This is a genomic window from Aeromonas sp. HMWF014 (assembly GCF_963878295.1).
GTDB lineage: Bacteria > Pseudomonadota > Gammaproteobacteria > Enterobacterales > Aeromonadaceae > Aeromonas > Aeromonas popoffii.
Genome location: NZ_CAWNYS010000035.1, coordinates 1 through 12,208 on the forward strand (window position 1 = coordinate 1; position 12,208 = coordinate 12,208).

Genomic DNA, 12,208 nt, shown 5'->3' on the forward strand with positions numbered 1-12,208 from the left:
ATCGGTGGCGCCGTGCTGGAGGCCATGATGCATCTGGCAAAGCGCCGATAAGGGATGAGCCAAGAGTTGCTGACTCGCAACCCGCCATACAAAGAGAAAGCCCCACCGTGATGGTGGGGCTTTGTTCGGCCTGTCACGTTACTGTGCTCAAACGTGTATCACGGCATGACCCGCTGCTGACGCCAGGCACGAAACGCCAGCACCGCCAGGGTAATCGCCGTCAGGGGTAGCACAAAGCCGATCAGCGCCGCACTGAACTGGCTTTGCAGCGGATTGGATGTGGCTTGGAGGATAAGCCAAGTGGTGTAACCGATGTAAAAAGCCAGAAACAGCGCCCCTTCCCAGCGAGCGATGGTGTAACCGGTAAAGAAGATGGGCAGGCAGGCGATCGCCACCGCAATCATCACCGGAATATCGAACTGCAGGGCGGTGGCCGACACCTCAAGTCCCTCCGGCGTCACCATGGAAGTAAGCCCCAGTACGCAGAGGATATTGAAAATATTGCTGCCTACCACGTTGCCTACCGCGATATCACGCTCACCGCGCAGGGCGGCGACGATGGAGGTCACCACTTCCGGCAGCGAGGTACCGGCTGCCACTATGGTCAGGCCAATCACCAGATCGCTGACCCCGAAGTAGTGGGCAATCTCTACCGCGCTGCCGACCAGCAGGCGGGAGCCCAGGATCAACAGCGCCAAGCCCGCCACGATAAAGCACAGGTTACGGGGCAAGCTGGCCGGGGTCACCGGCTCTTTTTGGCCAAACTCCTGCTCATACTCGGCCTGCACTGCCTTGGTTTCACGGCGGCTCTGGACAAACAGAAAGACGGTGTAAGCAAGGATACCGGCAAACAGCAAGGCACCTTCGAAGAAAGAGATACGGCCATCCCAACCAAACATCAGCACCAGCAGCGACACGGCTATCATCAAGGGCACATCGAAACGCACCAACTGCTGTGAAACCACCAGCGGCACGATCAAGGCCGATACGCCGAGAATAAACAGCACGTTAAAGATATTGCTGCCGACCACGTTACCCAACGCGATACCCGCCTGCCCCTCGAGGCCAGACTGAATGCTCACCGCCAGTTCAGGGGCACTGGTACCAAAAGCCACTATGGTCAATCCCACCACCAGCGGGGAGATGCCCATCATGGTGGCAAGGCGTGATGCCCCCCGCACCAGGTATTCAGCTCCCACCACCAGACACACTAGGCCCATGGCCAACCACAACAACGTCATCATACGGTTTCATCCTTGCCGTTAAAGTCATTGAAATTATCATTTCAAATCAGATGCCTGCGCGCCTGCACAACTATCTTTCGCCATGGTAACTGAGCCTTGTGCCCCTGTCTCGGGCTCTGTTGAGTGTCAGGTCATTTACCTGCAAGATGCCCTCGCCGCCGCGACCGTCACACCAGCTTGACGCGGGTTGCCCCCGTCACCGACACCACAGAGCGCTTGCCCTTGCGGCTGATGACCAACAGCGCCAGCACGATGAGTGCGATGCCGCTGCCCTCCACCGGCCCCGGGCTTTCGCCGAGCAGCCACCAGGAGAGCAGTACGCCGGTTACCGGCACCGCCAAGGTGCTGAGTCCGGCAATCCCCGCCGGCAATTTTTTCAGCACAAACAGCCAGAGGCTCCAGGCCAGCGCGGTGGCGAAGATGGCGCTGTAGGCGAGTGCACCAAACACATAGGGCTGCCAGTCGATGGGGCGCTCCGGCACCAGTGCCGCCACCAGTGCCATCACTATGGTTGCGTAGATCATCTGCCAGGTGGTGAGGGACATCAGATCCACCTCGGGGTAGCGGGCATACATCCGCTTGGCGATGATGGCGCTGATCCCCCAGCAGATGCCAGACGCGATCCCCAGCAGCGCGCTCTTGAGGGATTCAAGGTGCAGCAGCCAGGGCTGGATCACCAACAGCAGCCCGCAGGCGGCCACCCCGACCGCCAGATAGTGCAGCTTGCGCATCCGCTCACCGAGAAAGAGCGCCGCGAAGATCACCACCCAGAACGGCATGGTGTAGCTCAAAATGGCCACCTTGCCCGCCCCGCCGCTGATGAGGGCCCACTGGGCCAACCCCACCATGCCGCAGGTCTGGAACAGGGCGATGGCGAGGGTATAGCGAAATGGAGTAGGCCTGAGATAACGGCGCCCGCGCAGGGCCAATACCAGCAACAACACCAGGGATCCGCACAGGCAGCGCAGGGCGGTGAACTCGAAGGCCCCCGCGTAGAGCATCACCTGCTTCATCACGATCCAGCTGTAACTCCAGATGGCGGTGAGCAGGACCAGCCCCCCCAGCGCCGCCATATTGATCTTTCCACTCATTTCGTACCACGCATTGCTCTGCCTTTCGCCTTTTGTTCAGTTGGTCACCCTTTCTCGGGGTGGCCATCTTACCCCTGTGCTGGCGGGCTGCACATTCCCTGCGGACAAATTGCCTACCGGCAAATAGCCTGCGGGCAAATCGGCCTCAGCCACGGCAGCGCCCTTGCCAAAAACAGCAGGGGGCCAAGGCCCCCTGTCTATCAACCCGCCATCGCGCAGCACGCTACAGGCTGATCAGGGTACCTGTCTTGCCGGCGATCCCCTCGGCCGCCTTCTCCAGCAAGGTGATCAGGGATTTTCGCCCCGGCAGGGAGGTGGCGAACGAGAGCGCTGCCTCCACCTTGGGCAACATGGAGCCCTTGGCAAACTGCCCCTGGGCGATAAAGCTGTTGGCATCGGCCACGCTCAGGGTATCGAGCCACTGCACATCGGGCGTGCCGAAGTTGATGGCGACCTTCTCCACCGCGGTGAGGATGATCAGCATGTCAGCGTCAATCAGTTCCGCCAGCTTGGCACTGGCCCAATCCTTGTCGATCACCGCGCTGGCGCCGCGCAGGTGGTTGCCTTCGCGCAGCACCGGAATACCGCCGCCACCGACGGTGATCACCACCTGACCGGCTGCCAGCATGGCAGAGACGGTATCCTTCTCGATGATGTCGATGGGTTTGGGAGATGCGACTACCCGGCGATAGCCGCGACCGGCATCCTCTTTGAGCCGCTCGCCCTTGGCCATCAGCGCCTCGGCCTCCTCCTTGCTGAAGAAACCGCCGATGGGTTTGCTCGGATCGAGGAAGGCGGGATCGTTTTTATCCACCTCCACCTGCGTCACCAGAGTAGCGACCGGCTTGTGGATGCCGCGCGCAAGCAGCGCTTCGCGCAGGGCGTTTTGCAGGTCATAACCGATATAGCCCTGACTCAGGGCCACGCAGACCGACATGGGCAGATGGGGAGACTTGGGGTCGTGGCGGGCCGCCACCTCGAACGCCTGCTGGATCATCCCCACCTGCGGCCCGTTGCCGTGGGTGACCACCACTTCATGCCCCTGGGCAATCAGGTCGGCGATGGTGTGCGCCGTGCTCTGCACCGCCTTCATCTGCTCGGGCAGGTTGTTGCCCAGAGCGTTGCCCCCCAGGGCCAGTACGATACGCTGTTTCATCTTGTGCTCTCCGATGATAAGGGTTGGCCGGCGTTATACCGGCTCGATTGTTCTGTCTATTGCTGTGCTGATGTTTGCTTTTTACCGCAGCAAACGCCTGCCCTAGCGGGTTGCCAACTGTGTGGCGCAAGGGGATGGCGCACTGACCGCTTTGCCCAGCTGCGGATCAAAGGGTGCCCGGGCCAGAAAGCGGCCATGCCCCCGTTGCCCGGTAAATTCGCCGTCGCGGGCCACGATCTCGCCGCGACTCAGGGTCATCCTGATCTGGCCGGAACAGCGCATCCCCTCGTAGGGGCTGTAGTCGCCGTTGTCGTGCAGCGCGGCATGGCGGATTTGGGTCTCGCCACGGGGATCCATCAACACCAGATCGGCATCGGCCCCCGGCTGCAGATTGCCCTTGCGCGGCCAGAGGCCAAACAGGCGCGCCGAATTGGCGCTGGTGAGCGCCACGAAGCGGGACGGCGAGATGCGCCCACCGAGCACACCGTGGGCAAACAGCAGCAGCATCCGGTTTTCGACCCCAGGCAAGCCATTGGGGCAGCGGCTGAAATCGCCCCCTGACAGGGTCATGCGCTGGGCGTGGGAGAAGTTGCAGTGATCGGTCGCCACCGTATCGATGTCGCCAGCAGCGACGCCGACCCACAGCTTGTCCTGCTCGCTGCGCCCTCGCAGCGGCGGGCTCAACAGGAAGTCGACACCGTTCTCCCGGTAATAGCAGGAATCATCGAGCAGCAGATATTGCGGGCAGGTCTCCACCCAGACCGGCTGACCCTGACAGCGCGCCAGTTTCAGATACTCCAGCCCCAAGCCGTTGGAGAGGTGAACGATATAGAGCGGGGCATTGCCCGCCAGCCCTGCCAGATTGATCATCCGGGCGATCGCCTCCGCCTCGCACTCCAGCGGACGGCTTTGCGGGTGATACCAGGGTTCATGGTGGCCCGCGTCCAGCAGGGCCGCACGGCGCACGGCGATGGCGGCATCGTTCTCAGGGTGGACGGTGGCGAGCGCCCCCACCTCTTTGAGGCGGGCCAGGGCGCGCAGCACATCATGGTCCCCCAGCTTGTACTGGTAGGTGAGGTAGAGCTTGAAGCTGCTGATCCCCTCCTCCTGCACCATGGCGGCCATCTCATTAAGGATGGCGTCATCCACATGCTGGATCACGCCGTGAAAGCTGTAGTCGATCACCGCCTGATCGGCGGCGTAATCGTGATAACGGGCCAGCTGGTGATGCAGATTGCACCCCGCCGGGCCAAATCCCATGTGATCGACGATGGTGGTGGTGCCACCACAGGCGGCGGCACGGGTACCGCTGAAAAAATCATCGCAACTGCGGGCGATGCCCACATCGATGTTGAAGTGGGTGTGGACGTCGATGCCACCGGGCATCACGTAGCAGCCGCTGGCATCGATCAGCTCGGTCTCGCCATCGGGCTGGATATCGGCAGCACGGGCGCGGATCACCCCGTTATCGATCAGCAGATCCTGACGATATTCCCCTTGTGAATCGACCAGCACACCGTTTTTGATCAGCCGTTTCATCCCCACCACCTCGAACCTCGCATTGCTTCAAACACCAAGGCCCCGCCTGACCACAGACGGGGCACTTGCCACATTTGCAACAGTAGGGCGACGATAGCGCGCGCCCTCCGCCCCCCTTACTTGTCCAGATCGGCCAGATAGAGCATGGGGATCACCGCGTACATGGCGGCGCACTTGACCAGATGCTCTTTCCAGGTCTTCTCGTTCGGCGCGTGGGCTTCCGGCTCTTTACCCGGGCCAAAACCGATGACCGGAATGCCGTGGCGACCCATGATGGAGACCCCGTTGGTCGAGAAGGTCCACTTGTCCACCACCGGCTCCTTGCGGAACAGCTCGCGATAGGCCTTGGAGAGGGTTTTGACCGTGATGTGATCCTCTTCCACCTTCCAGGTCGGGAAGTAGCACTCGGTCGGATAGACCAGACCTGTGTAGGCCGGACGGTCGTACTGGTACATGGAGACCTCGGCTCCGGCGGCTTGCACCGCAGGCAGGGCGCGGATCTCGTCCAGCGCACCTTGCCAGCTCTCGCCCCAGGTGAGGCGACGGTCGATGGAGACGGCGCAGCTGTCCGCCACGGCGCAGCGGCTTGGCGACGTGAAGAAGATCTCGGAAACAGTCAGGGTACCCTTGCCGAGGAAGTCATCGTTGCCGAGGTTGTGGCTGAGCGCCTGCAACTCACCGAGGATCGGGCCCATCTTGAAGATGGCGTTGTCACCACGCTCCGGCGCGGAGCCGTGGCAGCTAACCCCCTGCACCTCGACACGGATCTCCATGCGGCCACGCTGGCCACGGTAGATCTGGCAATCGGTCGGCTCGGTACTGACCACGAACTCGGGGCGGATCTTGCTCTGCTCTATGATGTACTGCCAGCAGAGGCCGTCGCAGTCCTCCTCCTGCACTGTGCCGGTCACCAGCAGGGTGTATTGATCTTCCAGACCCAGATCCTTGATGATCTTGCCGGCATAGACCATGGAGGCCATGCCCCCTTCCTGATCGGAGGCGCCACGGCCACCGATGATCTCGTGATCTTCCATCCCCTCATAGGGGTCGAAGGTCCAGTTGGCCATGTTGCCGACCCCCACGGTATCGATGTGGGCGTCCATGGCAATCAGGTGCGGGCCGTGGCCGATATAACCCAGCACGTTGCCCATGGGGTCAATCTCGACCTTGTCGAACCCCACTTTTTCCATCTCCTGCTTGATGCGCAGCACCACCCGCTTCTCGTCGCAGCTTTCACTCGGGATGGCGATCATGTCGCGCAGGAACTGACTCATCTCGGCCTTGTACTGGTAAGCCTTCTCCAACACCATTTCAAACGGAATTTGCTTGCTCATTGTGATTCTCCAAACATTCGAGAGTGCGCGGCCTGTTCGTCGGCAACGCCCTGTACCCGTCACCGCGCCCCGTGGGCGAGGCGCGATCAATTCTTCAATTCATGTCTCTGCTCTTGCAGGGAGTGACTCGCAGCCGGGTTAGTCGCAGGCGGGGTGTTTGCCTTCCCACACCACTTCCCGATAGTGGGTCACATCGGTATCCCCTTCGGTGTTGATGATCAGCACCACGGCGTCGCGACTTAGCCCGAGACGCGCCATCAGCGCCGTGCGATCCGGGTGGTGACGCACTGCCGCCAGCACGCCGGTACCGACCGAGCCGGACTCGCCGGAGATGATGCGAGGGTCATTGCCAAGGGGATTGCCCAGCACCCGCATACCCAGCGCCGATACCTTGTCGTGGCAGGAGATGAACTGGGTGGTACAACTCTTGAGCAGCGGCCAGCCGAGGGGATTGGGTTCACCGCAGGCGAGACCGGCCATGATGGTGCGCATATCGCCCCCCACATTGACCATCTCCCCCGCCACGCCGGAGCGGTAGATGCAGTCGGCCTGATCCGGCTCGATAACTATGCTGTGCAGGTTTCTCGCCCCGAAGCAGTCCACCAGATAACCGAGCACCCCGCCCGCCAGCGCCCCGACTCCGGCTTGCAGCAGCACGTGAGTGGGCTGTTTGATGCCCATGGCCTGCATCTGCTCGACCGCTTCATCGGCCAGGGTGGCGTAGCCCTGCATGATCCAGGTCGGGATCTTGGTGTAACCCTCCCAGGCGGTGTCCTGCACTATGTGCCAGCCGCGCTCTTGGGCCATCTTCATGGTCAGGCGCACGGTATCGTCATAGTTCATGTCGGTGACGATGCACTCGGCCCCCAGCGCCAGGATGTGATCCACCCGCTCCTGCGTGGAACCCTTGGGCATGTAGACCACAGCATGCTGCCCCACCTGCTTGGCGGCCCAGGCGACGCCGCGACCGTGGTTGCCATCTGTGGTGGTGGCAAAGGTCATCGGCTCCTTGATGGTGCGTTTGATGAGATCGAAGGAGAAATCCTCGATGGCCACCCCGTATTTTTCACAGAGCAGGTTGGCGATGGCGTAGACGCCACCCAGCATCTTGAAGGCATTGAGGCCAAAGCGCTTTGACTCGTCCTTGACCAATATATTTTTCACCCCGATATAGGCGGCCAGCGCTTTCAGGTCGCACAGGGGGGTCGGCTCATAACCGGCCAGTTTTTTATGAAAGGCACGCGCCCTTTGTGCTTCAACACGGGAAAACAGCGGTGATGGCTCGGCGGTAAAAAAGCGGTTATCGGCAATATCCATCTTCAGAGAAAATTGGGACATGAATACCTCACAGAGAGTCATCTCGCCGAGGGACATTGATTAAAATGAGCCCCGGGGAGAGAACTCGTGATAATAATTTCGCCATGATGGCCGGGCGGGAAAATGTTCCCGGCCCGGCCCAACCATTATTTGACGCGCTTCTGCGCCTCTTTGAGCAAGCCCTCAAGCGCGGCGCCCGGCGCTGAGAATTTACGGGCAACTATCATGGCGGCGATAATATAGGGCTTCCAGCTCGCCTCTTTATAAGTAGCGATGCGGTATTTCTCGAATACCCCTTCGCTCACCTCGCCCGCCTGACAGGAAACGCCGGAAATATCGGCGGGCAGGCAGTGCATATAGAGCGCTTCGCCCCCCTTGGTAAGGGCCATCATCTCCTCGGTGCAGTGCCAATCCTTGTGCTTGGCGTTCTGCTCCAGACAGTGTTTCTCCAGCTCTTTGAGGCCGGCGTGGTCGTTGGCCCGCAGCAGCTCGGTGCGCTGCTCCATCACCTTGTAGGGAGCCCAGGACTTGGGATAGACGATATCGGCGTCCTTGAACGCCTCTTCCATGGAGGTGACCTGACGGAAACTGCCGCCGGAGGCCTTGGCGTTCTCATGGGCCACCGCGATCACGTCCGGGATCAGGTCATACCCTTCGGGATGCGCCAGGGTCACGTCCATGCCAAAGCGGGTCATCAGCCCTATGATGCCCTGGGGCACGGAGAGCGGCTTGCCGTAGCTCGGGGAGTAGGCCCAGGTCATGGCAATCTTCTTGCCTTTGAGGCTCTCCAGGCTGCCGAAGTGCTCCTGCAGCCAGGCGAGATCAGCCATGGACTGGGTCGGGTGATCAATGTCGCACTGCAGGTTGACCAGCGCCGGGCGCTGGGGCAGCACCCCCTTCTCGAACCCTTCGTCCAGGGCCGCACCCACTTCACGCATGTAGGCGTTGCCCGCCCCCAGATACATGTCATCGCGAATGCCGATGGCATCGGCGCAAAACGAGATCATGTTGGCGGTTTCACGCACCGTCTCGCCGTGGGCAATCTGGGATTTGCCCTCGTCCAGATCCTGCTGGGTGAGGCCAAGCAGGTTCAGGGCCGAAGCATAGGAGAAACGGGTACGGGTCGAGTTGTCACGAAACACCGAGATACCCAGGCCGGTATTGAACAGCCTGGTGGCGATGTTCTCGGCCCGCAGCCCCTTGAGGGCCTCGGCCAGCTTGAGGACCAGCGCCAGCTCCTGGGGGGTCTGCTCCCAGGTCAGCAGAAAGTCCTTTTCATGCAGGTTGGATTTGAGCTCATTGATCTCTTTGATTAATTCGTTAACTGCTTTCATCGTTAGCCCCAATCTGTTGATGAGATATGGATTGCTCCCCTTCCACTCACAAGGTCACCGAAAATAGGGTCATTGGGTGAGTTCATCGGTCAGCGTCAAATAAAAGCAATCAATAAGCGTGCCAATGCGGTATTTCAGGAGGAATAACGAAAAACAGGAAAATAGATGTGCGCCAGCGCACATGAAAGCGCCATTTAGACATGCTGGGTGGCACTTTCACGATAAATGCCGGCACACCTCAGTGACATTTAAAATAGTGCCAGGATAAGCGCTGATAATTATCACCCTGGCTATCAGATGCGGGCAGCGAATTGATAGGCAAGATGGGTAAATTATCATAATGATAATGGCCGTGCCCCAGACGCAGCCATTATCTGCGAGCAAACCGCCGCTTGCGACCAGCGGCGGTGTGAGGCTCAGGCTTGCACGGCGATCTCGTACTTCTTGATCTTGCGATAGAGGGTCGCAATTCCAATGCCCAGCGCCTGGGCAGCCAGCTTCTTGTTGCCAAGGCGCAGCAAGGTCTCCTCTATGGCCTGCTTCTCCATGCTCTCCAGCCCGTTTTCCCCGAGAGGCAGCCCCCGGCTGCGCTCGGACAGGCCGGTTTCAGCCATGGCGGGAGAGGCCGTGGCCGGCGCGGGACGACCCGCAGCCACCGGGTTCTCCCCGGCGCCGGGCCATTGATTGTGCAAAAGATGGGAGGGCTGCTGCAAATCCTCAGATATCGCCTCTGTATCACGGTGCTGGTTGCGCAATATGTTGGGGGGCAGGAGTATGCTCTCGATCACCTCCCCCGCCTGCACCACGTTGACCAGGTATTCGATGAGGTTGCTGAGCTCGCGCACGTTGCCGGGCCAGCGATATCCCTCGAGCAGACCCATCACCTCCGGGCTCAGCCCCGGATAGATGAGGCCGATGCGGCTGGTGTGCAAGTTGAGAAAGTAGTGAGTCAGCAGCGCCACGTCCCCTGCCCGCTCGCGCAGCGGCGGCAGGTGGATGGGGATGACGTTGAGACGATAGAAGAGGTCTTCGCGAAACTTGCCCTCGGCAATGTACTGCTCCAGATGCTGGTGGGTCGCGGCTATGATGCGAATGTCCACCGGCACGGGCCGACTGGCGCCGATGGGGGTCACTTCCCGCAGCTCCAGCACCCGCAGCAGTTTGGCCTGCATGGTGAGCGGCATGTCCCCTATCTCGTCGAGAAACAGGGTGCCCTGATGGGCGGCCTGGATCAGCCCCTGCTTGCCGCCACTGGAAGCGCCGGTGAAGGCCCCCTTCACGTAACCAAACAGCTCGCTCTCCAGCAGTTGCTCCGGAATGGCGGCGCAGTTGATGGCAATGAAAGGCTTGTCATGGCGAGGGCTGAGGCGGTGAATGGCGCGGGCCACCACCTCCTTGCCGGTGCCGCTCTCACCGCAGACCAGCACGCTGGAGGGGCTCAGGGCGATGCGATGGAGCAGTTTTTTCAACGCCTGCATCGGCTTGCTTTCGCCGATCAGCAGCGCCATGCCCTCGTCCGGCTCCAGCGGTTGACTCAGGGCCGGATGGGACTGGTGAAACGCCATCAGAAACAGCTGCTGGCCCTGCACGTGGTGCAGCTGGCCTATGATGAGCTCCTGGCGATCAGCCAGTGTGATGATGTGCTGCATGTGCCCAGTCAGCCCCTGCTGGGCGAAGGTGAGCGGACGCACGCCAATCTCGCGCCCCAGCAACTGCTCTTGCTGGCAGTTGAGCTGCTTGAGCGCCACCTCGTTGGCATAGCGCAGCTGGCTCTTCTCGTCGAGCAGCAGGCAACCCTGATCCATGTGACTCATCAGATTCAGGAACACCTTGTTGACCCCGTCTGACAAGCCACGGGAATCGAGCAGCTTGGCCACGAAGATGCTGGAGATGTGCTGCACATAGTCGCACACCTCCTGCAGGTTGTTATTGAGGCGGGCCTGCTGCTCGGCGTTGAAGGCCACCAGGCTGATGACCCCGATGCAGGTCTCCTCCACCATGATGGGCACCCCGAGGAAGGCGCGTTCCCGGCAGCTATCCTTGCAGCTGCACCCCTCACAGACAGGATCCTCGCTGGTGTGGGTGACTATCTTCTCACTCTGGTGTTCGATCACGTAGCGCAACAGGCGGGAGTCTCCCTCCAGCTGGCGGCCGAAAAACTTGCCGTAAGGGCCGGTTCCCGCCACCCGCACCATGTTGGCGTCGACGATTTCCACTTCCAGTTGCAGCACGCTGGCCAGCATCTTGGCAAAGCGCAAGATGGTGGGCTGGATCTGCATCAACAAACATTGGTTACTGACGGACATCATGCTGTTCATCCCTTGGCTCCCACCCAGGGTGGGATTCATGCTGGCCAGATACTATGCCAATTCGACGGCCGCAACTTCGCCGAGGATCACGAAAAGGGAACTTGCACTCCCCCTCTGCCGGGAGTGAGAGCTGGCGCAGACAGGGGAAAATAAGAGCGAAGGAGCAAGCCAGGGACGCCAGCAGGCGTCCTTGCAAGCGACACAGAGTCAACCGCCCAGATGCAGGGCCAGCCAGACCGCCAGCGGGATCACCACGACCGAGAGCGCATTGCCGCCGAGCACGATACTGGCCACCTTCTCGGGCTGGCACTGGTACTGCTCGCACAGCATGTAGTTGAGCACCGCCGGTGGCAGCGCCACCGACAACATCAACAGCGGGATCCACTCCGCCTGCAACGGCAGCAACCAGACCGCCAGCCAGAGCGAGACGCCGCCCGCCAACAGGTAGAGCAGGTTGCACTTGAGGGCGAGCCCCAGGTGGTCAAGCTCCCCTTCCATCAGGCGGATACCGAGGGCAAACAGCATCAGGGGCACCGAGATCTGGCCGAGCAAGGAGGCGCTGGTCACCAGGTATTCCGGCAGCGCAATGTGCAGGTTAGCCACCAGCAAACCGGCGAGGGCGGCCCACAGCACTGGGCTGCGCAGCCAGAGCCAGCGGGAGGTGTTGGCCGAGAGGATGAACATGCCCACCGAGAAGTGGAGCAGGTTGGAGAGCACGAACAGTATGATAATGGCGCCCAGCTGCTGCTCGCCAAAGGCCAGCACCATCAGCGGAATGCCGAGGTTGCCCGTGTTGCGAAACATGGCGGGCAGGATCAGCGCCGGCCGGCTGATGCTTGTTAGCCTGAGCAAGGAGAGCAGCAGACCCGGCAACAGGATAACCA

Annotated in this window: 9 protein-coding genes; all 9 read right to left on the reverse strand. The window is 61.0% G+C overall.

Translation table 11 applies throughout. The features are described from left to right. Window positions 1–158: 158 nt before the first annotated feature. Entirely contained in the window at window positions 159–1,244 is a 1,086-nt protein-coding gene (locus AAC083_RS01245) for a calcium/sodium antiporter (protein WP_108535681.1), read from the reverse strand. A 167-nt stretch (window positions 1,245–1,411) separates the two neighbouring features. Continuing rightward, window positions 1,412–2,335 carry a DMT family transporter gene (locus tag AAC083_RS01250; protein WP_108535682.1) on the reverse strand — a complete coding sequence of 308 codons (924 nt, stop codon included), beginning with the start codon at window positions 2,333–2,335 and terminating at the stop codon, window positions 1,412–1,414. Between the two features lie 223 nt (window positions 2,336–2,558). Continuing rightward, the gene (gene arcC / locus AAC083_RS01255) at window positions 2,559–3,491 is read right to left on the reverse strand and encodes a carbamate kinase (RefSeq protein ID WP_108535683.1); all 933 of its coding nucleotides are present in this window, start codon (window positions 3,489–3,491) and stop codon (window positions 2,559–2,561) included. A 102-nt stretch (window positions 3,492–3,593) separates the two neighbouring features. Next, window positions 3,594–5,030, reverse strand: a complete 1,437-nt coding sequence (hydA, locus tag AAC083_RS01260; protein WP_108535684.1) for a dihydropyrimidinase — start codon at window positions 5,028–5,030, stop codon at window positions 3,594–3,596. Window positions 5,031–5,146: 116 nt separating this feature from the next. Then, window positions 5,147–6,364: a YgeY family selenium metabolism-linked hydrolase gene (locus AAC083_RS01265; protein WP_108535685.1), complete on the reverse strand. Its 1,218-nt coding sequence runs from the start codon at window positions 6,362–6,364 to the stop codon at window positions 5,147–5,149. A 138-nt stretch (window positions 6,365–6,502) separates the two neighbouring features. After that, window positions 6,503–7,702, reverse strand: coding sequence for a diaminopropionate ammonia-lyase (dpaL, locus tag AAC083_RS01270; protein WP_108535687.1), 1,200 nt, complete (start codon window positions 7,700–7,702; stop codon window positions 6,503–6,505). A 125-nt stretch (window positions 7,703–7,827) separates the two neighbouring features. Continuing rightward, window positions 7,828–9,015, reverse strand: a complete 1,188-nt coding sequence (gene ygeW, locus AAC083_RS01275) for a knotted carbamoyltransferase YgeW (protein WP_108535686.1) — start codon at window positions 9,013–9,015, stop codon at window positions 7,828–7,830. A 416-nt stretch (window positions 9,016–9,431) separates the two neighbouring features. After that, window positions 9,432–11,324: a sigma 54-interacting transcriptional regulator gene (locus AAC083_RS01280; protein WP_108535688.1), complete on the reverse strand. Its 1,893-nt coding sequence runs from the start codon at window positions 11,322–11,324 to the stop codon at window positions 9,432–9,434. A gap of 207 nt (window positions 11,325–11,531) precedes the next feature. After that, window positions 11,532–12,208 (reverse strand): AEC family transporter (locus AAC083_RS01285; RefSeq protein WP_108535689.1); only part of this gene is annotated, 677 nt, incomplete at its 5' end.

Coding starts and splice junctions, on each gene's coding strand:
- AAC083_RS01245 (WP_108535681.1), bottom strand. CDS start 1,244: ATGATGACGTTGTTGTGGTTGGCCATGGGCCTAGTGTGTCTGGTGGTG.
- AAC083_RS01250 (WP_108535682.1), bottom strand. CDS start 2,335: ATGAGTGGAAAGATCAATATGGCGGCGCTGGGGGGGCTGGTCCTGCTC.
- arcC (WP_108535683.1), bottom strand. CDS start 3,491: ATGAAACAGCGTATCGTACTGGCCCTGGGGGGCAACGCTCTGGGCAAC.
- hydA (WP_108535684.1), bottom strand. CDS start 5,030: ATGAAACGGCTGATCAAAAACGGTGTGCTGGTCGATTCACAAGGGGAA.
- AAC083_RS01265 (WP_108535685.1), bottom strand. CDS start 6,364: ATGAGCAAGCAAATTCCGTTTGAAATGGTGTTGGAGAAGGCTTACCAG.
- dpaL (WP_108535687.1), bottom strand. CDS start 7,702: ATGTCCCAATTTTCTCTGAAGATGGATATTGCCGATAACCGCTTTTTT.
- ygeW (WP_108535686.1), bottom strand. CDS start 9,015: ATGAAAGCAGTTAACGAATTAATCAAAGAGATCAATGAGCTCAAATCC.
- AAC083_RS01280 (WP_108535688.1), bottom strand. CDS start 11,324: ATGATGTCCGTCAGTAACCAATGTTTGTTGATGCAGATCCAGCCCACC.